This window comes from Brotaphodocola sp., from assembly GCF_050873065.1.
Lineage (GTDB): Bacteria > Bacillota > Clostridia > Lachnospirales > Lachnospiraceae > Brotaphodocola.
Genome location: NZ_JBNMIC010000017.1, coordinates 26,019 through 47,103, shown reverse-complemented (window position 1 = coordinate 47,103; position 21,085 = coordinate 26,019). Strand labels below are relative to the sequence as shown.

The window sequence follows — 21,085 nt, the reverse complement described above, 5'->3', positions numbered from 1 at the left end:
TTGTCTTGTATTGTCATTGATTCTTTATAGTTATTGTGCACGGGTAGATGTTTTCCGGTGTTCTTATCTCTTTTTTTTCTCTTAGTTTCTCTTAGTCCGCCGGATTTTTAGTCCGCCAGATTTTTATCCCAGCGATTTTTATCCCGGCGATTTTTATCTCAGTAATTTTTCCAGAAAGTTTCGCCTGAATATCCTGTGTATTCTGCACAAAATCCCATCACAAAACCTGTCAAAAATTGCAGAATCCAAGTTTAATGATAAAAAATCTCTTGACAAAACTAAAACGTTAAACTATATTAAGTGCCATAAGATAAACGTTTTACTAATACGTTAAACTAAGACAAAACAACCAAAGAAATGGCAGAAAATCGTATCCACAAACACGAAAAACTGTCATCAAAAAAACAAACACAAACAAGAAACAGAAGCAAAGAGGAAACTCAAAAAAAGCAGTACAAAAAATCAAGAAACAAAACAAAGCAACAACACCAAGAACTACAAAAGTTGAAAAACAAGGTTTGAATGCCTGAATGCTTTCATGGGAAGGAAAGTGTCCACGGGTCAGGAAAGAAAGGCAGGAAAAAATGAGCAGTAAAGTAAGAAGAGCCATGGATGGCAACGAAGCAGCAGCTTACGCTTCCTACGCATTTACGGAAGTCGCAGCAATTTATCCGATCACCCCATCTTCACCGATGGCAGAGCTGGTAGATAAGTGGTCAGCAAACGGAATGAAGAACATTTTCGGCCAGCAGGTAAAACTGGTTGAGATGCAGTCCGAGTGCGGAGCTGTATCCGCGATGCACGGTGCACTTGATACCGGAGCAATCGCAACCTCCTACACCGCATCCCAGGGTCTGATGCTGATGATCCCGACGATGTATCGTATCGCAGGCCAGTTAAAGCCGGGTGTTATCCATGTTGCTTCCAGAAACGTGGCAACCCATGCAATCTCCATCAACGCAGAGCAGTCCGATGTCATGGCTTGCCGCCAGACCGGATTTGCACTTTTAGCTTCCTCGAGTGTACAGGAGGCAATGGATTTAGGAGCAGTTGCTCATCTTTCCGCAATCAAGGGCCATGTTCCGTTTTTACATTTCTTTGATGGCTTCCGCACATCCCACGAGATTCAGAAAGTAGATTGTCTGGATTATGAGGATTTAAAGAACTTGGTTGACTGGGAAGAGCTTGATAAGTTCCGCAAGAATGCGCTGAACCCGGAGCATCCGGTACTGCGCACCACCGGTCAGTATTCTGACACTTATTTCCAGAGCCGTGAGGCCTGCAACACCTGGTATGACGCACTTCCGGATGTTGTGGAAGAGTATATGAACAAGATCAATGAGCTGACCGGCCGTGATTACAAGCCGTTCAACTACTACGGTGCTCCGGATGCAGAGCATGTGATCGTGGTTATGGGTTCAGCAAGCGGATGTATCCGTGAGACGGTTGACTACCTGTTAGCAAAGGGTGAGAAGGTCGGATTTATCGATGTACATCTGTACCGTCCGTTCTCCGCAAAGCATTTCTTATCTCAGCTTCCTGAGACTGTAAAGAGAATCACCGTCAATGACCGTACAAAGGAGCCGGGAGCAGTCGGCGAGCCGCTGTATGAGGATGTATGTTCTGTGATCCTTGAGTCCGGAAAGGACATCGATGTTTACGCCTGCCGTTTTGGTCTGGCAAGCAAGGATTACACGCCGGCACAGGTTATCGCTGAGTTTGACAACATGAAAGCAGAAGAGCCGAAGAACCACTACACCATCGGCATCAACGATGATGTGACCCATCTGTCCCTGCCGGTTGGACCGGAAGTAAATACGGTTCCGGAGGGAACGATCAGCTGCAAGTTCTGGGGACTGGGATCTGACGGTACAGTTGGTGCGAACAAGAACACGATCAAGATCATCGGCGATCATACCGATTTGAACGTACAGGCATATTTCGAGTATGACGGTAAGAAATCCGGCGGTGTAACCCGTTCTCACCTGCGTTTCGGAAAGGCTCCGATTCACTCCACCTATCTGGTAAACCATGCAGATTTCATTGCCTGCCACAACAAGTCCTATCTGGACCGCTATGACATTCTGGCAGATGCGAAAGAGGGTGCAAATGTCCTGATCACCTGCGACTGGAAGGGTGAGGAGCTTGAGAAGCATTTAACTCCGCTGTTTAAGAAGACCGCAGCCCAGAAGAAGATTCACTTATACACAATCGACTCCACTGCAATCGCAGCAGAGCTGGGACTCGGAAGCAGAACCAACACGATCCTGCAGGCAGCATTCTTCAAGATCACCGGAATCATCCCGATCGAAGAGGCTGTGGAGTACATGAAGAAGGCGATCTTAAAGTCCTACGGCAAGAAGGGCGAGAAGGTCATCAACATGAACTACGCTGCTGTCGATAAGGGCGTTGAGATGGTAGAAGAGGTCGAAGTGCCGGCAAGATGGGCAGACATCGAGGTTGAGCCGGAGAAGGTAGATGAGAATCTTCCGAAGTGGATCAAGAACATCCAGATCCCGGTAAATTCCATGAAGGGCGACAACATCCCGGTCAGCGAGTTTATGGATCTGCCGGACGGAACGATGCCGCAGGGAACTTCCAAGTATGAGAAGCGCGGTATCGCAGTAAACGTTCCGGTTTGGGACAGTGAGAAGTGTATCCAGTGTAATATGTGCTCCTATGTATGTCCTCATGCATGTATCCGTCCGTTCCTCGCAACGGAGGAGGAGGCTGCAAAGGCTCCGGAAGGCTTCACGATGGTTCAGGCAAAGGGCAAGGGTATGGAGAACTACAAGTACCGCATTCAGACTTCTGTTCTTGACTGTACCGGATGCGGAAGCTGCGTAAACGTATGCCCGGCAAAGGAGAAGGCAATCACGATGGAGCCGCTTGATGCTCACCGCGATCAGGCAGAGAACTGGGAGTATGCAATCTCCTTAGCTCCGAAGAAGAACCCGCTCGGAACAAACACCGTAAAGGGCAGCCAGTTTGAGCAGCCGCTTCTGGAGTTCCCGGGTGCATGCCCAGGCTGTGGCGAGACCCCGTACGCAAAGCTGATTACCCAGCTGTTTGGCGACCGTATGTACATCGCAACCGCAACCGGATGCTCTCAGGTTTGGGGCACAAGCTTCCCGTCCTTCCCGTACACCACGAACCACAAGGGTCATGGACCGGCAGTCGGCGGTTCCCTGTTTGAGAACAACGCAGAGTACGGTATGGGAATGTGGCTGTCCGTAGAACAGCAGAGAAGCAAGCTGGCTATGCACGCACAGGCTCTGGCAGATATGACAGAGGATGCAGCAGTCAAGGAAGCCGCTCTGAACTGGATCGCAAACATTGACGATACTGAGGGTTCTGTTGTATCTGGCGAGGCGTTTAAGGCAGCAATCGAGGCACATGCAGCGACGGAGGCAGAGAAGGCAGAGATCGAGGAGATCAAGGCAAACTACGATCAGCTGACCAAGAAATCCGTATGGTTCTTCGGTGGTGACGGCTGGGCTTACGATATCGGATACGGCGGACTTGATCATGTGCTGGCTTCCGGTGCGAATGTAAACGTTATGGTATTTGATACCGAGATCTATTCCAACACCGGCGGACAGGCTTCCAAGTCCACTCCTACCGGAGCAGTTGCACAGTTTGCAGCAGCAGGTAAGAGAAACAAGAAGAAAGATCTGGGTATGATGGCAATGAGCTACGGCGATGTCTATGTGGCACAGGTCGCAATGGGAGCAAACCCGGCCCAGTTCCTGAAGGCAGTTCTGGAGGCAGAAAGCTATAACGGTCCGTCTCTGATCATTGCTTACGCTCCGTGTATCAGCCATGGTCTGCGCTGCGGCATGAGCGATGTACAGGGTGAGATCAAGCGTGCGGTTGAGGTTGGATACTGGCACTTATATCGTCATGATCCGCGTCTGGCAGCAGAGGGCAAGAATCCGTTTGTTCTGGATTCTAAGGAGCCGCAGGGCGATTTCCGTACCTTCCTGCGCGGCGAGGTTCGTTTCTCCTCCCTTGAGAGAACCTTCCCGGAGGTGGCAGACGAGCTGTTTAAGAAGACAGAAAAAGAAGCAATGGCCAGATATGCAAAATATAAAGCTCTTGCGCAGTAAGGAGAAGACGTTATTATGGGTAAGCGAATTGAGGAGTTATTAGGCGGCAATGCAGGAAGTGTTGTGACGGTGGAGCCGGATTATATCGTAATCAATGACGGTGTATCCCATGCAGCTGTGGATGATATATCCACAGTTGCCGATCCACACAAGGTACTCGTGATCTATGATCACGATGTACCGACCGGAAGACCGGAGGCAGCTGCAATTTTGAGAAAGAACTTAAGATTTGCGGAAAAATATGGCTGTACTTACATTCAGGCAGAGGGAACCGGTTACCAGTATATGCTGAATGAGATCGTAGAACCGGGTCAGATCATTCTTGGAGGCGGTTCCCACGGAAGTATTTTCGGCGCAAAGGGAGCTCTTGGAATCAATGTGAGCATTCCGGAGCTTGCCAGAGCGGCAGAGACCGGACGATACAGCATCGTGGTTCCCGAGACGGTGGAGATCAGCCTGAAAGGAAATTTAAGCGAGGGTGTCAGCATCATGGATGCAGCCTTTGCTTTCATCAGACAGGCTGGAGATGTGAGACGGAAATCTCTCGAGTTCTATTGTCCGACTCTGAGCCAGCATGAGAAAGAAGTTCTGTGCAGCATGGCAGGCTTAAGCGGCGCTTATGCAGCATTTACCGTGGAAGAGGAAGGAAGTCCGGTACAGACGATCGATCTTGGTAGTGTCGTTCCTATGGTGATGATGCCGTGCGAAAAGCGGGAAGAGCAGGGAAAGGCAGAGATCCGAGAGAGAGAAACTCTGGCAGAGACAAAGATGAAGGCTGGCCAGATCGGCGGATATACCGGCGGCACGATTGAGGAGCTCAGAAAAGCGGCAGCCCTGATTGAGGGAAGAGAGCTGGCCCGCGGCTTCCGTCTGACGGTGTGCCCGGCTACAAGCCGTGATTATGTGCAGGCGATGGAAGAGGGAATTCTCACAAAGTTCATTGATTTCGGTGCACAGATCAGTGCAGCGGGAGATCACAGCGTATCCGTCCAGGGTGCCGGAGTCATGGGCCCGAAGGAACGTCTGGTCACTACAGGACTTTACACCTTTGCCGGAGCAATGGGATGTGAGGATGCAGAAATTTACAGTGCATCGGTGGAGACAGTCATGAAGGCTGCTCTCACCAAGACGATGTAGGGAGGTACGGAATGGATAAAAAATTCAGCGGAAAAATCTGGAAGTTTGGAGATGACATCGATACCGATACCATTATTCCCGGAAAAAGAGGAACTATCCCGACCATCGACGAGATGAAAAAATATGCGTTTGAGCTGTTGAAACCGGAATTCGGTTCCACGGTTCAGGCAGGCGATATTCTGATTGCAGGAAGCAACTTCGGATGCGGCTCGAGCCGTGAGCAGGCGGCAACCGTTCTTTCCTACAACGGAGTTCGATGCATCATTGCAAAGAGTTTTGCGAGAATTTTCTTCCGCAACGCGTTCAACAGCGGAATCCTGCTGCTGCAGTGTGACGGAATTCAGGATGTCTGCGAGGGCGGCGATATTGTCACAGTTGATGTCGATGCGCAGACTGTGAGCGTCAACGGAAAGAGCTTCAAGGTTGGAGCAATTCCGGAGAACCTGTTCAATATCGTTGCAAACGGCGGTCTGATTGAGGACACGAAGAAGCGGATTGCAGCAGGTCTCAAGAAGGCAGAGATTACTCCGCTTACGATTGAGCAGTGTCGGAAAACCGGTTACACGATGGCAGAGAAGATCTTAAAGAAGAATGCCGGAAAAGAGCATGTGGAGCCGGGCGACATCGTGATCACGAAGCCGGATATGTTTATGATCCACGATATTTACACGACTTATCTGGTAGACACGATGAACAAGATTGGTGCAGATAAGATCGATGACCCGGATAAGGTGACAATCGTCTGGGATCACTGCATGCCGACTGCTGTGGCAAAGAATGACTACAACCATTACGATGCAGGCTTGGAGCTCGCAGACCGCTTCGGAATCAAGAAATTACATATCGGCGAGGGAATCTGCCACACGATCATGCATGAGGCAAAGTATGCAAAGCCCGGCCAGATTGCGACTGCAACGGACAGCCATACGACGACCTACGGCGGTGCCGGAAACTTCTGTACCGGAATCGGCACGGCGGAGATGGCAGCAGCCCTGATCACCGGAGAACTGTGGTTTAAGGTGCCGAGTGCGATCAAGATCGTACTGAACGGCCATCTGCAAAACGGTGTGATGTCGAAGGATGTGATTCTTCGGATCTTAGGAGACATCAAGGCTGACGGCGGTCAGTACAAGTCTCTGGAGTTCACCGGTCCGGCAGCCCATGAGATGAGCATGGAACAGCGTTTCACCGTTGCCAACATGGCACTGGAGGCCGGCGCAAAGTGCGGTCTGTTTGAGGCAGATGAGAAGACTGCAGAGTACTACGGCATGCCTTTGGAGGAGATCGACTGGGTATGTGTGGATGAGGATGCAAAGTATGAGAAAGTCCTGACTTACGATGTCAGCACGTTAGAGCCGCAGCTGTCCTGCCCGCAGGGTGTCGACAATGTTCATCCGATCAGTGAGGTTCTTGGAACCAAGATCGATGAGGTTTATCTGGGAAGCTGTACCAACGGAAGCATTGAGGATATGGCTGCTGCCGCGAAGATCGTGAAGGGCAAGAAGGTTGCAAAGGGACTCCGCTTCATCGTGGTTCCGGCAACGAACACCATTTTCAAACAGGCGATCGAGTTGGGATATATCAAGACGTTTATCGAGGCAGGAGCTGTGATCTGCCATCCGTGCTGCGGACTTTGCTGTGGAATGCCATACGGTCTGATGACAGATGACGAGCGCATTCTTCTGACGGCAAACCGCAACTTTATCGGAAGACAGGGAACGAAAAAGACCTTGAGTTACTTATCGAGTCCGACCGTAGCGGCAGCGACTGCGATTGCCGGAGTTGTGACAGACCCGAGAACCCTTGCTTAGTCCACTTTACGGGAGGATACGAAATGATTAAAGATTTTGAACAGTTAAAAGAAATGCTCCGCTCCATGCCGGTAAAACGTCGCGTGGCTGTCACCCCGGCGCAGGATGAACACACTCTCGAGGCGATCAGCCATGCTTATCGGGACGGCATGGTGGAGCCGGTGCTGATCGGTGATGAGCCGGCGATCCGCGAGATTCTCGGAAAGCTGGGAGTTTCCGCGGAGGGAATGACGATCATCAACATCGCGGATCCGACAGAAGCGATCCAGAAGGCAGCCGATCTCGCAAGAAACGGCGAGGTGGACTGCATCATGAAAGGCAAGACGGAGACAGGCGCCTTAATGAAAGTGCTGGTCAATAAGGAGCGCGGAATCCGTAAGAACGATACGATGAGCCTTCTGGCATTTATGGAAAGCCCGAATTACCACAAGGTGTTTGCGATCACGGACGTCGGTCTTCTGACATACCCGACGAAGGAGCAGAAAAAAGCAGCGATCGCAAATGCAGTGGAAGCTTTCCACACACTTGGCGTGAAAGAGCCGAAGGTAGCCATTCTGGCAGCAGTGGAGAAAGTAAATCCCAAGATGAAGGAAACCGTGGAAGCGGCAGAGATCAAGGAAGAGGGCGTAGAGGGATGTATCGTGGAAGGTCCGATCAGCTATGATCTGGCTATGGATCCTCAGTCCGCATCAATCAAGGGATATGTAAGCCCGGTTGCAGGTGATGCAGATATTCTGGTGGTTCCGGATATTGTCAGCGGAAATATCGCGGCAAAGACGATCACGGTGATCGGTGGCGGCCGTACCGGCGGAGTCGTTCTCGGAGCGAAGGTTCCGGTTCTTTTAGTATCTCGTGCGGCAAGTGCAGATGACAAGTACATGTCCATCGTCATTGCGGCGTTAGTGGGCAGCAAATAGGGGGAAAAATGGAGAAGAAATTAAACTTTAAGGTGTGCGGACTTCCCGCAAAGTATTTTATTCCGTTTTTCATTATTGTGATGGCAAGTGTTTACTTTGGATTTATGCCGAAAGTAAAGATTTACTCCAATGATGCGGGAACTTACATGGCAACCAGTTTTATTATGACGATTGCCTATCTGATGGCTGTCGGCGGTCTGTTTTTCTGGCTTGGAAATACGATTCCGATTGTCAATAACTATCTGGGCGGTGCCTGTCTGCTTCCTCTTTTAGGAGCATCTTTCTTAAACTACGTCGGCGCAGTGCCGCAGGAACTGGTAAACGGCACGAAAGTGCTGATGGGCGGCGGCTTCCAGGATGCCTACATCGCAATGCTGCTTGTCGGATCGATTCTGGTCATGGACCGCAAGGTACTCCTCGGTGCGACGGCAAGATATATGCCGACGATTCTGGGAAGCCAGGTATTTGCTCTCGGTTTCTGTATGCTGGCAGGCCTGATCACGGGATATGGAATTCCGGAGGCACTGTTTGATATCGGTGCTCCGTGTATGTCCGGTGGTTCCGGCGGAGCAATGACGACACTTCCGGCACTGTACACCAGCCTTGCCGGGGAGGACATGACTCATATGGCAGGACAGTTCCTGTGCTATGCCTCAATCGCAAACGTCCTCGCCGTTGTCATGGCAGCGGTTGGCGGAGCGCTCACCTCAAAGGTGAAGGGATTAAACGGTAACGGCGAGATCCTTCGCGCACAGGGTGCTTCCATCCAGACAGAGGGTGAGAAACGTCCGGCAACTTCCGCAGACTATGTAGCGCTCGGCTCCGGTATCTTCATGAGTTTCTCTCTGTATCTTCTGGGAAATATCCTTGGAAGCCTTCCGGGACTCAGTGTGATTCCGGGTCTGGCATGGACGATCGTCCTTGGCATCATCATCAAATGTACCGGAATTCTTCCGGATTCCTTCGGTGATAACTGTGTCTACTCAATGAATTTTGCACTGAAGGCACTGCTTCCGATGCTGATTGCCGGAATCGGTATCAACTCTTTAAAGTTCGCTACCCTGGCAGAGTTCTTCAGTGTCGGTGCCTTCATTGTCATCTTTATGGCTGTTCTCGGCGCATTTGTCGGAGCAATGATCTTTGGAAAGATTTCCGGTCTCTGGTCTTACGAGGCAGGTGTCACCGCAGGTCTTTGCTGCTGTAACATCGGCGGTTCCGGCGACCTTGCAGTTTTATCTGCTGCAAACCGCATGAACCTGCTGGCATTTGCATCCATCTCCACCCGTATCGGCGGTGCGCTGATGGTTATCTGGATCGGTCTGTTATATCCGCTGTTCCACTAAGAGTTTGCTTTTTGAACATCTATAAATAATTAAATCATCTATAAATTTTCAATTTTTGCCGACAAAGGGGGCATGGCGAGGCGGGGACGTCCGTCATGCCCCCCTTGTGTTACTCAAAAAAAGAGTTAGTCAAAAAAGGAGAACAGATATGAAAACATATAAAGTATTTGCAATTAACCCGGGCTCTACTTCCACCAAGATTGCAATGTTTGAGGGGGAGAAAGAAGTATTTTCCAAGAACGTTTCCCATGATGCAGAAAAATTAAAAGAGTTCAAGGAGATCAGTGACCAGTTCGATTATCGAAAGGAAACGATCTTAAAAGAGCTGGCTGAGGCTGGTCAGACCTTAGAAGGAGTAGATGCATTCTCTGCGCGCGGAGGCGGTCTGGTGAATGTAGAGGGCGGCGTGTACAAGGTAGGAGAAAAGCTGTTGGAACATGCAAGAATCGGATACACCGTCAAGCATCCGGCAACTCTTGGTGCCCAGCTTGCAGATGCATTTGCAAAGGAGTACGGCGGCGTGGCTTTTGTCGTAAATCCGCCGGATGTAGATGAGTTTACGGACGTTGCCCGTGTGACCGGACTGAAGGGAATTTATCGAGAGAGCCGGATCCATGCATTGAATCAGAAAGAGATCGGAATCCGCTATGCGGCAAAGAAGGGAAAGAAATATGAGGATCTGAACCTGATTATCTGCCACATCGGAGGAGGAATCTCTGTGACCGCTCATGAGCACGGAAGAATGGTGGATTCCAATGATATCGCAAACGGCGACGGTCCGATGGCACCGACCCGCTGTGGACAGCTCCCGGTGAAAGATGTGGTGACGATGTGCTATTCCGGAAAATACACGGAGAGAGAGATGCGCGAGAAGATCACCAAGACGGGCGGTCTGGTGGACCACTTAGGAACTTCGGATGCGAGAGAAGTGACGGAGATGATCAAAAACGGCAATCAGTATGCAAAGCTGATCTACGATGCAATGATCTATGAGATTGGCAAGACAGCAGGTTCCATGGCAGCTGTTCTGTGCGGAAATGTGGACGGAATTATTTTCACCGGCGGTATTTCTCACGATAAATATGTCGTAGAAAAACTGACCCGGATGCTCTCCTTCATCGCCCCGATTACCGTGATGGCGGGAGAATTTGAGATGGAAGCTCTGGCAGCAGGTGCAATCCGTGTGCTGAGCGGAGAGGAAGAGGCGAAAACTTATACCGGAATTCCGGTATGGAATGGGTTTAACGTATGATGATGTTTCTTAAGAGAGTGGTTTGTTATGCGATTGGCCTTTTATTTATGGCATTTGGAGTGGCTTTTTCTGTCAATTCCAATCTGGGAGTTTCACCGGTAAACTCCCTCCCTTATGTAATCAGTCGGATCATTCACATGGATCTCGGAAACTGCGTGATCATGGTGTTTTCTTTTTATATTTTCATGCAGATCCTGATTATGCGGAAAGAATTCAAATGGATCAATCTGACACAGATTCTTTTTTCCACGGCATTTGGAAAGTTTGTGGATTTCGCGAAATGGGTGGTCGGCGATTTTGCGATTCCGACGTATGCGGGACAGCTTGTCATGCTGGCAATCAGCATTCTGATGGTCGCAGTTGGCGTCAGCCTCTATATGGGAGTGCAGTTGGTGAATATGCCGATGGAGGGCATGACGCATGCGATTTCGGAAAAAATCGTGAAAAAACTGCCGTTTCACGATGTGAAGGTGATTGTCGACTGCATTTCTGTCGGAGTCGGAATCCTGCTCTGTCTGGTATTCCTCGGAAGGCTGGAGGGAATCCGGGAGGGAACGGTGATCTGTGCGCTGCTGGTCGGAAAGATCATGAAACCGCTGAAAAAGGTGATTGACCCTGCAATTCAGAAATTTTGTTTTCAAAAATAACGTTTCAAGGATAGATTTTTGTGAATGAAATTTTTCGGAATCAATCTTTAAAAGAAAAAGAGAGGGAAATGAAAATGGGGGAGAGTCAGATGAGAACGACGAAAATGTCGAGAGCGATCATGCCCGGAATGACAAACCAGAGAGGAGTTCTCTTTGGCGGTCAGCTGATGGCGTGGATGGATGAGATCTCCGGAATCACCGCAAAGCGTTTTGCGGAGTGTGAGGTGGCTACGGTCGCAGTGGAGCAGATCAAATTTTTGGCTCCGATTCCCGGCGGTGTTTTTCTGGACGTCTGCGGAGAGGTTGTCTCTGTGGGAACGACATCCATGAAAGTTGCTGTGGAAGCGTGGATGGATGTTTCCGATGGACAGGCTCAAAAGGTGGCAGAGGGGATGTTTATCTACGTTGCTTTAGATGAGCAGGGACGACCGAGAAAGGTTGAAAAGAGTTTATGAGGATCGAAGCAGCAGTGATCTGCGGAGATGGTGTCGGACCGGAAATGATGGGTCCGGCACTGTCTGTGCTTAAAACGGTATGTGAAACGTATCACCATGAATGGAGACTGCACCCGGTGTGTGCGTGCAGTGAGGCATTGGAGCAGGGAAAAGGGCCTCTTCCGGAGGAGTCTTTGAAAATCTGCCTCTCTGTGCCGGCAGTTTTATTTGGCAATACCGGGCTGAAAAAATACGCGGATCAACCGCTTTCGCAGCGCCCGGAAGGTGCACTGATGGAGCTGCGAAAGGCACTTGGAGTGACAACCAATATCCGCCCGGTCCGCGCTTATCCGGAACTCGCAGAATTCTCTCCGTTAAAAAAAGAGGTTTTGGAGCGGGGGCTGGATTTTGCGTTTGTCCGCGATATTGAGGGTGGAGTCCTGTGTTCCGACAAAGTCAGTCAGGAGGGAAAATACGGGCGGGAAGCCTATGAGTATGAGTACTATAATGAAAAAATCGTTCGGGATACCGCCCATATTGCGATGAAGCTGGCAGAGAGCCGGAGAAAGAAAGTGGCAAATCTCGACAAGTCCAACGTACTTGCCAGCTCCAGACTCTGGCGGCAGACGGTTGGGCAGGTGGCGCGGGAGTATCCGGAGATTGAGCTGAGCCATTATTACATTGATAATGCGGCGATGCGGATTTTGGAGTCACCCCATGAGTTTGATGTGTTCGTCACGTCCAATCTGTTTGGCGACATCATCTCGGATGAGGGAACCCAGATGACGGGGACGGCCTATCTCTACGGTTCCGCAGAGATCAGCAGGGACGGACATGCAATTTATACACCCAATCAGCTCCACCACCCGGATGAGAGTATCATCGGAAGACAGGTGGTAAATCCCATCGGAATGATTTCTGCAGTGGCACTGATGTTTCGATTTTCTTTTGGTCTGGAGCGGGAAGCACAGGCGATCGAGGGTGCCATTGGGCAGGTGATTCGAGATGGTATGGCGACAAAGGACATCTGGACACTGGGCAAAGTGCTTCTGGGAACGGAAGAGATCGGCGAGGCAGTGTGTGAAAAGGTGAAACGATTAAAAAATTAAAGAGAACAGAACCGATATATAAGAAAAATTCACTTTTCATTTTGGTATATTAAGTGTATGATAAGATGAGCGTTAGAAGGTGAGGGAAGATTTTGATTCCTCTGCTTTCTAGCGCTCATTGTATGTTTGAAAGAAAGTTAGATATGGAGCGAAACCCGGGCAAAACCGTGTGAGAGACAACTTCACATCGGGTGAGCAGGGGGACAGAAAAAAAGAAAATACGAGAACAGAAGAATCAGGAAAGGAAATAAGGACAAAAGAAAGAAAAATGAAAAGCACAGAGATGGATCTCACAACGGGATCGTTGTGGAAAAAAATGCTTGTATTCAGCGTGCCGCTGATGTTTTCAAACATTTTGCAGGTATTGTTTAACATGTCGGATGTTGCGGTTGTCGGAAAATTTTCGGGACCGCTTGCACTCGGTGCGGTGGGGTCGACAAGCCTTCTTGTGACACTGTTTACAGGAATTCTGCTCGGAATTGCGAGCGGAGTAAATGCGCTGACAGCGCTTTACATCGGATCGAAACATGAACAAAACATCCGACAGACGGTTCACACGGCGGCAGTGGTCTGCTTTATGACGGGACTTCTGATTATGGGGTTTGGAATTGTGTTTGCCCGGACAGTTCTGACACTGATGAAGACGAAGACAGAGCTGATGGAGGGGGCAGTCTTGTACCTTCATATTTACCTGCTCGGATCTCCGGCACTTGCCATGTACAATTTCGGAAATGCAGTGCTCAGCGCGGCGGGAGATACGAAACGGCCGCTGTACTGCCTGACGTTTTCAGGAATCTTAAATGTAATTTTGAATCTGATTTTTGTCATCGGATGCCATCTCGATGTGGCGGGAGTTGCGCTTGCAAGTATCACCTCCCAGTATGTATCCGCAATTCTCGTGGTTGGAATGCTCATCAGAAGCAAGGCTTCTTTTGCGTTTCATCCGAAGGAGATCCGAAAGGAGTTCAATGCGGATAAGCTGCGCCGCGTGCTGCAGCTCGGAGTTCCGGCGGCATTTCAGAACACGATTTTTTCTGTCGCAAACCTCTTCGTTCAGGCGAGCGTCAATTCTTTCGATCATGTGATGGTTGAGGGAAATTCCGCAGCTGCAAATGCGGATCCGCTCGTGTACGATATGATGGCGGCATTCTACACGGCGGGCACCAGTTTCATCGCGCAGAACCGCGGAGCTGGAAAGCGGGACAGAATGATGAAGAGTTATGTGTTCAGCGTTCTGTACTCTTTCACGCTGGCCTTGATTCTCGGTGTCGGACTCTATGTGATGCGATATTCCTTCCTTGGACTGTTCACGAGTGATCACGAGGTCATGGAGGCGGGAATTCATCGCCTCTCGGTGATGGCGCTCTCTTATGCGGTCAGCGCATTCATGGATGCGACGATTGCGGCTTCGCGCGGTCTTGGAAAGACGGTTGTGCCGACGGTCGTGGTGATCCTTGGTTCCTGCGTGTTCCGCCTCGTGTGGATTTACACGGTATTTGCGAGTATTCACACGATCCGTTCTCTTTACCTGCTCTATCCGGTTTCCTGGTCAATCACGGCAGTGGCGGAGATTGCTTATTTTGTATGGATTTTCAGGCGGCTTCGCGAAAGCTGATAAGGAATTTTAGAAATTATGGGAAATGTGCAAAGAAAAAATGAGCACAGAAAAGAGAAAATTGTAACTACTTTCAAAATTCAGAAAACAGCAAAAACTGCGTTGATTTTACAAGGAAAATCAGATATGATGATAGGGAGGGTACGGTCGTATAACGTATTTAGAAAGGGGACTTTTTAACATGAAAATTGCATTAATCAACGAGAACAGCCAGGCTGCCAAGAATGCAGTGATTGAGAACGCACTGAAGAAGGTTGTAGAGCCGATGGGACATCAGGTATACAACTATGGTATGTATGCAGCAGATGACGAGGCACAGCTGACCTACGTTCAGGTTGGTATTCTGGCAGCAGTTCTCTTAAATTCCGGCGCAGCAGATTATGTGATTACCGGATGCGGAACAGGCGAGGGCGCTATGCTGGCATGCAACTCCTTCCCGGGTGTTATCTGCGGTCATGTGGAGGATGCACTGGATGCTTATACATTTGCACAGATCAATGACGGAAATGCGATTGCGATTCCGTTTGCAAAAGGCTTCGGCTGGGGCGGAGATCTGAATCTGGAGTACATCTTTGAGAAGCTGTATGTAGAGGAGAGCGGTCAGGGATATCCGAGAGAGCGTGCCGTTCCGGAGCAGCGCAACAAGAAGATTCTGGATCAGGTGAAGACTGTGACCTATCAGGATCTTGGAACGATCTTAAAGAATCTGGATCGCGAGCTGGTCAAGGGTGCTCTGGCAACCAAGGGCTTTGACGAGTATTTCTGGGATAACTGCAAGGATGAGGACCTGAAGGCAGTTGTAAAAGAGATTCTGGCATAAATCGAATAAAATAAAAAAGACGAGGGTTCTTTCAGATGCAGAGAAGGTGACTGCATGATGAAAGAACCTTCGTTTTTTTATTCTTTTCTTTTCGGCAGGGTCACAGTAAAGGTATTTTTCTGAACCCCGTCGGAGGAAACCTGAATATTTCCGCCGTGTTCTTTGACGATGCTTGACGCGATCGAGAGTCCGAGGCCGAAGCCGGGGATTTCTCCGCGGGAGGGATCAGCGCGGTAAAAGCGCAGAAAGATCTGTTTCTGTTCTTCTTCGCTGAGTGGTTTTCCCTCGCTGGTGACAGAAAAGAAAACGGTATGCTTTTCTTTCTTTTCACTGAGCTGAACATGGATCACGGAAGAGGGATTGCTGTATTTGCAGGCATTGTCGATCAGGATGTCTGCGAGCTGGCGAAGCCTTGTCTCATTGCCGTAGAGCTCGATGTCCTCGGTGATGTCTGCCTCGATTTCCCGCCCGTTCTCAAAGGCGACAGGTTCAAATGCCATGACGCTGCTCTCTGCGAGATAACTGAAATCAACGTCGTGGTAATCCTGTGAAAGCCGTCCCGAATCACTTCGGGCAAGGAGTAAAAGAGACTCGACGAGCTGTTTCATCCGTGTCGCCTCGCTCTGTATGCGCAAAGTCCGTTCCACCGCTGTGTGTATGCTGTCTGGGTGTTCCCTGCCGATTTTTTTTACATCCGGAGTTTTTCTATTTGCAAGAGATGAATCCCCCTGATCCGTATAGTCGCGCAGAAGAAGACTGGTATTTGACAAGATCACCGTCAGCGGAGTCTTCAGCTCGTGGGAGGCGTCCGCGACAAATTGCTGCTGCTGTTTCCATGCAGTCTCAACCGGGGCGACAAGGCGGCGGGAGAGCAGGCAGGCGGCAAGGAAAAAGGCGAGGAGAGCGAGGAGGGCGACTGCGCCGGAGTGTAACATCTGGGTTCTCAGCGCATGATCCTCGCTGAACGTATCTGCAAGCGCATAACGGATTGTCCCCTGCGGAGTCTTCTGTCTCATATAGCGAAGATGCTGTCCGCCCAGCGAGCCACAGTCTTTTTCTTCTTTCTCGGCGAGGAGAGCGAAAGTGATCGCATCCTCATCGGAGAGTGCGGGAATGTGATTTTCAAGAACAATCCCCGCCTCTTCGCCCTCTGTGCCTGTTTCATCTGAGTCGTCATTGGAGACTGTTTCACCTGTACTTGTCGCATTGGCAGTCGTCTGTGTGCCAAGCTCTACGACTGCGACTGCGGAAACTTCCTGCCTGGGAGGCGGCGGAGAATCGGTGTTTTTAGGCAAATTTTTAGGCGGATTTTCAGAGGGGTTTTCTGATAAATTCTGTCCAGGCAAGTCTTGCGACTGCGATGGGTGTCTCTGCCTAAGCAGTTGTGAAGAAGCAGATTGAGGTTGAACCTGCGGTTTTGGATCGCCCGATTGTGAGCCTGATTGTGATTGAGGCTGTGGATTCTGGCTTTGCTGAAGGGCACTTCGCATTGCTTCCATACTGCGGTTTCGGTAGCTCAGTGCAGTTGAGGAGTAGAGGGCGAGGAAAACGGCGGTGAGCAGAATCACAACAACACCCATGATCAGTCCGGTGATTTTCCATCGAAGCTGTTTCAGCATGAGGATCTTTCCACCTTTCATTCCTTTGTCTCTTTTGCTTCGTTTCGGATTTCGCCTGTCTGACCGGGATCGGAAATATCACTTTGTTCGAGCCGGTATCCGATGTTTCGTGCAGAACAGATCTGGACTGTGGAGCGGAGCAGTTTCAGCTTTCTTCTGAGAAAAGAAATGTAGGCTTCGGCGCTGTTTGAGGAGACATCCCCATCGTATCCCCAGATTTTTAAAATCAGAGTCTCTTTGGAGAGATATTGGCCGATGTTCTGCATCAGAAGCCGCATCATTTCAAGTTCTTTGGCGCTCAGCAGGACTTCGCGATCTTTGCAGGTGAGCTTGGAGGCAGCGGGAGTCAGCGTCAGATCGCCGAACTGCAGATCATCGGGAACGAGGTTTGACGGTCTGCGAAGAATCGAGCGGAGGCAGGCGAGGAGTTCCTCGTTCTCAAACGGTTTTGTGAGATAGTAATCCGCGCCCCAGTCGAGCCCTTTGACCCGGTCGTTAAGCTCAGAGCGGGCGGTCAGCATCAGAACAGGAGTTGAGATTCCCTCCTTCCGGATCTGTTTTAAGATATCAAAGCCGTTCATCCCCGGAAGCATGACGTCGAGAATCACGGCATCGTAAATCCCGCTTCGGATGAGTTCAAGGCCATCAAGCCCATTTTCAGTGATATCAGCGCTGTAGGAGCGGTCGCCACCGGGACCGCTGATTAAGTCGGCGAGCGTTTCCGCGAGCGCGTGTTCATCTTCGACAATTAAAATACGCATGGAAAAATCCCCTTTTCTTTTATGGCTTTATCAGTCTTTTTTTAGCTCCATAATGCGCGCGCGGTAGGGAACACTGCACGGAAGGGCTTTCAGTCTGGGAATCACAGAAAAGTCCTCCCAGAAATGCATCGGAAAAATCTGATCTGCACCGACGATCTGCATGAACTCGTCGACTCCCAGATAAAAGAGATCTTCCTGACGTCCGTCAAGCGGGATCATTGCAATGTCGGGATGAAAGCCGGCATCGCGGATCTTTTGAAGTTCGCGCTTATAGTTTGTGCTCATGTTGTTGTTCCATGCGAGCGGTTCCTCTCTCCAGCGCCAGTCGTTCAGATCTCCGGCATGGTAAATGACAGTTGGGGGATTTGAATCGGCGATGTTTGCAGGGGGCTCATGGAGCAGGGGATCCCTCACTTCGAGAATAAAGGCAACGCCCTCGTCAGTGGATTTAAACGTCGTGATGCAAAGCGAAAAGGTCTGTTCTTCGCTGCTGCTTTTCGGAAATTCCAGAACCTGATGTGGTTTCATGAAAGAGACGAGATCCTTCACAGATTCCGGTACCTTATTCGGGCGGATATCGGAAGAAAGAATAAAGTGTGTCTTTGCGTGGGAGGCAGGCAGATCAAAGATTTTTGGACTGAAATGATCTGCATGGCGGTGACTTACAAAGACGAAAAGCTCTTTTGCGGGATCGAGGGGCGGAAGCGTTCCATCCACAAAGTCAAAGAGAAAGAGAGCATGGGGGCTCTCAAGCAGGTAACCGCTGTGATGAATATAAGTAATTTCCATAAATAAGTATCCTTTCTGTTTTCTATTCTTTATCCATACTCCATGATTTCCGCGGATGATGATATGTTGATCAGGAAAAGGAATCGTGTTCCCGATGTTCCTTGCGGTAGACCAGAGGAGCCTGTCCGATCAGCTTTTTGAACGTCCGGCTGAAATAAAGCGAGTCGGGGTAGCCGACGAGCGTGGCGATCTCCTGAATCTGCAGATCCGTCACGGCGAGGAGCTCTTCTGCCTTTTCAACGCGGAGTTGATTTAAGTAACGGATCGGGGAGACGTTTGTGTTGTCCTTGAACAGATGGGCGAGATAATCCGGGCTGATGTGGCAGAAATCAGCCATCGAACGGATCGTCCACGGCTCCATGTAAGTCCGGTTCAGATGGAGGATCAGGCGATTCACGGAAGAGTTGTTGTGGGACGGGCAGAGGTAATGATCTCTGGTCCGGGAAATCAATATCAGAAGCCGTTTGAAATCGCTGTTGATAAATTCAGAAAAATGCAGGTTTTTCAGCTGGAGTTCGGAAATAATCTCATCGAAGAGATTCCGGAGTTCCGGGGATTTCCCGATCATTCCGGTATGGATGTGGAAATGCTCAAGTTGTGCAGGGATCTCCGATCCGGTAAAATGAATCCAGTAAATTTCGGGTGTCTCCTCCGCATAATAACAGTATCCTTGAGGTTCGCCGGGGCGATAGAGAATCAGGGATCCGGCTTCCATCGGCTTCCATCCGTCGGAAAACAGGTAATGTCCGGTACCTCTGTAAACGTAGAGAAGCTGATAGTCCAATCGTCCGTCAGGCCTTCTGCGGAGGTAATCCCGGGTGAAAAAACGTTTGGAACCGCAGCAGTTTATAGCGATCGGAACGTTGAGGTCTTCGCGTCCTTTGTCCCTCTTTTCAGGATAGAGATACCCTGCGTTGTCAATCATACTTATTCCTCCAAAAAAACAGGATTGTCCATATAGTGAGCGTAAAAAAGTATGGAGTCTGTTTTCGTTCGTTCTTATAATTATATCAGATAATAAACCATTTACATATACGAAAAAATGGAGAAAATAAAACAAGAATTTCAAAATTTATATATTTTTAAGAATTTTGGGAAAAAGAAGCAGGAGGACATAAGATGAGCGGAAAAAGACAGGTCATTCTCTTTATGACGGACACAACAAGAAAAGATATGCTTGGCTGTTACGGGGACAGCCGGATGAAGACACCGAATCTCGATCATCTGGCGGAGGGCGGAATCCGGTACGAGAATGCATATTCCTGCCAGCCGGTCTGTGGTCCGGCGCGCGGTGCGATTTTTACAGGACTTTTCCCGCACAGCAATGGAGTGTCGACAAACAGCATGCCTCTCGGTGAGGGCGTGAAGACGATCGGTCAGCGCCTGACGGATCAGAAGGTGCACTGCGGTTACGTCGGAAAATGGCATCTCGATGGCGGTGACTATTTTGGATACGGAAAGTGTCCAGATGGCTGGGATCCGGAGTACTGGTATGACATGCGGTGTTATCTCGAGGAACTCACACAGGAGGAGCGTGTAAAGTCGAGAAAGCGTGAGACGGCATACAGCCCGGAGATGACCGAGGGCTTCACCTATGCACACCGGTGTTCTGACCGTGCGATCCGTTTCCTTGAGGAGTACGGGGATAAGGACTTTTTCCTGACTGTCTCCTACGACGAGCCGCATGGACCGTCCCTGTGTCCGGCGCCGTTTAACCGGATGTATGAGGGCTTCTCATTCGATGACAATGAAGGCTTCCACGATGATCTTGCGGACAAGCCGCTGATGCAGAGACTCTGGGCGGGAAAGAACCTCCATGCGACCTCCGAGGAGCTTCGGATGCCGACGGAGAAGAGATCCCTGTTTTTGGGATGCAACTCGTTTGCCGACTATGAGATTGGAAGAGTGCTCAAAGTCATCGACGAAAAGATGCCGGATGCGCTTGTCATCTACACGTCTGATCACGGCGATATGCTCGGCTCTCATCATCTGAACCAGAAAAATGCCGCGATTTACAGGGAGGTTGCGAATATTCCGCTGATTATCCGCGGAGGAGAGCGGGGAAAAGTTGTGAATGCCCCGGCATCTCACATTGACCTGGCGCCGACGATTATGGACTATTTTGATCTCAAGATCCCGAAGTGTTTTGCGGGCAAGAGCATGCTTCCGCAGATCTATGACACGACAAAGAAGATCAACGATGTCGTGTTTACAGAGTTTACGCGCTATGAGGTCGATCACGATGGTTTTGGCGGACTCCAGATGATGCGTGCAGCAGTGACAGAGCGCTACAAGCTGGCACTTCATCTGATGGATAAGGATGAATTCTATGACACAAAGGAAGATCCGTGTGAGGTGCATAACCGGATCGACGATGAGCGCTATGCGGCGATCCGCGATGAGTTGCACGATCGGATTTTAAAAGAGATGGATGACACGAGAGACATGTACCGCGGATACCAGTGGGCAGTCAGACCGTGGAGAGACGGATATGAGCCGACCTGGGCGAACGGAGGATACACGCGCCAGAAAGAGGAAGAGGAGATGTACGAGCCGAGACAGCTCGACTATGATACCGGATTGCCGATGGTTTCCGCAGTCAGAAGAAAAGAACAGCACTAGAACATGTCTGATACCACCCTGAAAAGTTTGATGAAAAAAATCAGATTTTTCAAGGTGGTATTTTTGGCCCTGAATTGTTTGGTGAAGATATTTTCTTTGG

General features: G+C 49.9%; 16 protein-coding genes. 12 read left to right on the top strand and 4 right to left on the bottom strand.

Annotated features, from left to right (window positions below):
• Nucleotides 1-584: 584 nt before the first annotated feature.
• From nifJ to ACR0QE_RS06490, 11 genes are all read left to right on the top strand, one after another.
• Nucleotides 585-4,109 carry a pyruvate:ferredoxin (flavodoxin) oxidoreductase gene (nifJ, locus tag ACR0QE_RS06540; protein ID WP_432627558.1) on the top strand — a complete coding sequence of 1,175 codons (3,525 nt, stop codon included), beginning with the start codon at nucleotides 585-587 and terminating at the stop codon, nucleotides 4,107-4,109.
• 15 nt (nucleotides 4,110-4,124) lie between these two features.
• Nucleotides 4,125-5,246 (top strand): aconitase family protein, encoded by a 1,122-nt coding sequence (locus ACR0QE_RS06535; RefSeq protein ID WP_432627557.1) that lies wholly within the window; start codon nucleotides 4,125-4,127, stop codon nucleotides 5,244-5,246.
• 11 nt (nucleotides 5,247-5,257) lie between these two features.
• Nucleotides 5,258-7,057 (top strand): aconitase/3-isopropylmalate dehydratase large subunit family protein, encoded by a 1,800-nt coding sequence (locus ACR0QE_RS06530; RefSeq protein ID WP_432627556.1) that lies wholly within the window; start codon nucleotides 5,258-5,260, stop codon nucleotides 7,055-7,057.
• Nucleotides 7,058-7,080: 23 nt separating this feature from the next.
• Nucleotides 7,081-7,974, top strand: coding sequence for a phosphate acyltransferase (locus ACR0QE_RS06525; RefSeq protein WP_432627555.1), 894 nt, complete (start codon nucleotides 7,081-7,083; stop codon nucleotides 7,972-7,974).
• Between the two features lie 8 nt (nucleotides 7,975-7,982).
• Complete coding sequence (locus ACR0QE_RS06520) at nucleotides 7,983-9,317, top strand: 2-hydroxycarboxylate transporter family protein (protein ID WP_432627554.1); 1,335 nt, start codon at nucleotides 7,983-7,985, stop codon at nucleotides 9,315-9,317.
• Nucleotides 9,318-9,465: 148 nt separating this feature from the next.
• Entirely contained in the window at nucleotides 9,466-10,569 is a 1,104-nt protein-coding gene (gene buk / locus ACR0QE_RS06515; RefSeq protein ID WP_432627553.1) for a butyrate kinase, read from the top strand.
• Nucleotides 10,566-11,216 carry a YczE/YyaS/YitT family protein gene (locus ACR0QE_RS06510; RefSeq protein WP_432627552.1) on the top strand — a complete coding sequence of 217 codons (651 nt, stop codon included), beginning with the start codon at nucleotides 10,566-10,568 and terminating at the stop codon, nucleotides 11,214-11,216. Before buk ends, ACR0QE_RS06510 begins: the two co-directional genes overlap by 4 nt.
• 89 nt (nucleotides 11,217-11,305) lie before the next feature.
• Entirely contained in the window at nucleotides 11,306-11,671 is a 366-nt protein-coding gene (locus tag ACR0QE_RS06505) for an acyl-CoA thioesterase (protein ID WP_432627551.1), read from the top strand.
• Nucleotides 11,668-12,759 (top strand): isocitrate/isopropylmalate family dehydrogenase, encoded by a 1,092-nt coding sequence (locus ACR0QE_RS06500; RefSeq protein WP_432627550.1) that lies wholly within the window; start codon nucleotides 11,668-11,670, stop codon nucleotides 12,757-12,759. Before ACR0QE_RS06505 ends, ACR0QE_RS06500 begins: the two co-directional genes overlap by 4 nt.
• Nucleotides 12,760-13,027: 268 nt before the next feature.
• A complete protein-coding gene (locus ACR0QE_RS06495) occupies nucleotides 13,028-14,374 on the top strand; it encodes an MATE family efflux transporter (RefSeq protein WP_432627549.1) in 1,347 nt (448 codons plus the stop codon).
• A gap of 181 nt (nucleotides 14,375-14,555) precedes the next feature.
• Nucleotides 14,556-15,194: an RpiB/LacA/LacB family sugar-phosphate isomerase gene (locus ACR0QE_RS06490; RefSeq protein WP_432627548.1), complete on the top strand. Its 639-nt coding sequence runs from the start codon at nucleotides 14,556-14,558 to the stop codon at nucleotides 15,192-15,194.
• Between the two features lie 77 nt (nucleotides 15,195-15,271).
• Here ACR0QE_RS06490 and ACR0QE_RS06485 read toward each other — a convergent pair whose 3' ends face one another.
• The 4 genes from ACR0QE_RS06485 to ACR0QE_RS06470 all read right to left on the bottom strand — a co-directional run bounded on the left by ACR0QE_RS06485 (nucleotide 15,272) and on the right by ACR0QE_RS06470 (nucleotide 19,288).
• Nucleotides 15,272-16,834: a sensor histidine kinase gene (locus ACR0QE_RS06485; protein ID WP_432627547.1), complete on the bottom strand. Its 1,563-nt coding sequence runs from the start codon at nucleotides 16,832-16,834 to the stop codon at nucleotides 15,272-15,274.
• Nucleotides 16,831-17,574: a response regulator transcription factor gene (locus ACR0QE_RS06480; RefSeq protein WP_432627546.1), complete on the bottom strand. Its 744-nt coding sequence runs from the start codon at nucleotides 17,572-17,574 to the stop codon at nucleotides 16,831-16,833. Before ACR0QE_RS06480 ends, ACR0QE_RS06485 begins: the two co-directional genes overlap by 4 nt.
• A 30-nt stretch (nucleotides 17,575-17,604) precedes the next feature.
• The gene (locus ACR0QE_RS06475; RefSeq protein WP_432627545.1) at nucleotides 17,605-18,363 is read right to left on the bottom strand and encodes an MBL fold metallo-hydrolase; all 759 of its coding nucleotides are present in this window, start codon (nucleotides 18,361-18,363) and stop codon (nucleotides 17,605-17,607) included.
• A 70-nt stretch (nucleotides 18,364-18,433) separates the two neighbouring features.
• Nucleotides 18,434-19,288, bottom strand: coding sequence for an AraC family transcriptional regulator (locus ACR0QE_RS06470; protein WP_432627544.1), 855 nt, complete (start codon nucleotides 19,286-19,288; stop codon nucleotides 18,434-18,436).
• 194 nt (nucleotides 19,289-19,482) lie between these two features.
• Between ACR0QE_RS06470 and ACR0QE_RS06465 the strand changes: the two genes are divergently transcribed.
• Nucleotides 19,483-20,985 carry a sulfatase-like hydrolase/transferase gene (locus tag ACR0QE_RS06465; RefSeq protein ID WP_432627543.1) on the top strand — a complete coding sequence of 501 codons (1,503 nt, stop codon included), beginning with the start codon at nucleotides 19,483-19,485 and terminating at the stop codon, nucleotides 20,983-20,985.
• Nucleotides 20,986-21,085 lie beyond the last annotated feature (100 nt).

What these genes read in the sequence shown, in the direction of transcription:
- ACR0QE_RS06520 (WP_432627554.1), top strand. Translation starts at nt 7,983, where the DNA reads ATGGAGAAGAAATTAAACTTTAAGGTGTGCGGACTTCCCGCAAAGTAT.
- ACR0QE_RS06505 (WP_432627551.1), top strand. Translation starts at nt 11,306, where the DNA reads ATGAGAACGACGAAAATGTCGAGAGCGATCATGCCCGGAATGACAAAC.
- ACR0QE_RS06490 (WP_432627548.1), top strand. Translation starts at nt 14,556, where the DNA reads ATGAAAATTGCATTAATCAACGAGAACAGCCAGGCTGCCAAGAATGCA.
- ACR0QE_RS06500 (WP_432627550.1), top strand. Translation starts at nt 11,668, where the DNA reads ATGAGGATCGAAGCAGCAGTGATCTGCGGAGATGGTGTCGGACCGGAA.
- ACR0QE_RS06530 (WP_432627556.1), top strand. Translation starts at nt 5,258, where the DNA reads ATGGATAAAAAATTCAGCGGAAAAATCTGGAAGTTTGGAGATGACATC.
- ACR0QE_RS06475 (WP_432627545.1), bottom strand. Translation starts at nt 18,363, where the DNA reads ATGGAAATTACTTATATTCATCACAGCGGTTACCTGCTTGAGAGCCCC.
- nifJ (WP_432627558.1), top strand. Translation starts at nt 585, where the DNA reads ATGAGCAGTAAAGTAAGAAGAGCCATGGATGGCAACGAAGCAGCAGCT.
- ACR0QE_RS06535 (WP_432627557.1), top strand. Translation starts at nt 4,125, where the DNA reads ATGGGTAAGCGAATTGAGGAGTTATTAGGCGGCAATGCAGGAAGTGTT.
- ACR0QE_RS06495 (WP_432627549.1), top strand. Translation starts at nt 13,028, where the DNA reads ATGAAAAGCACAGAGATGGATCTCACAACGGGATCGTTGTGGAAAAAA.
- ACR0QE_RS06465 (WP_432627543.1), top strand. Translation starts at nt 19,483, where the DNA reads ATGAGCGGAAAAAGACAGGTCATTCTCTTTATGACGGACACAACAAGA.
- ACR0QE_RS06510 (WP_432627552.1), top strand. Translation starts at nt 10,566, where the DNA reads ATGATGATGTTTCTTAAGAGAGTGGTTTGTTATGCGATTGGCCTTTTA.
- ACR0QE_RS06470 (WP_432627544.1), bottom strand. Translation starts at nt 19,288, where the DNA reads ATGATTGACAACGCAGGGTATCTCTATCCTGAAAAGAGGGACAAAGGA.
- buk (WP_432627553.1), top strand. Translation starts at nt 9,466, where the DNA reads ATGAAAACATATAAAGTATTTGCAATTAACCCGGGCTCTACTTCCACC.
- ACR0QE_RS06485 (WP_432627547.1), bottom strand. Translation starts at nt 16,834, where the DNA reads ATGAAAGGTGGAAAGATCCTCATGCTGAAACAGCTTCGATGGAAAATC.
- ACR0QE_RS06480 (WP_432627546.1), bottom strand. Translation starts at nt 17,574, where the DNA reads ATGCGTATTTTAATTGTCGAAGATGAACACGCGCTCGCGGAAACGCTC.
- ACR0QE_RS06525 (WP_432627555.1), top strand. Translation starts at nt 7,081, where the DNA reads ATGATTAAAGATTTTGAACAGTTAAAAGAAATGCTCCGCTCCATGCCG.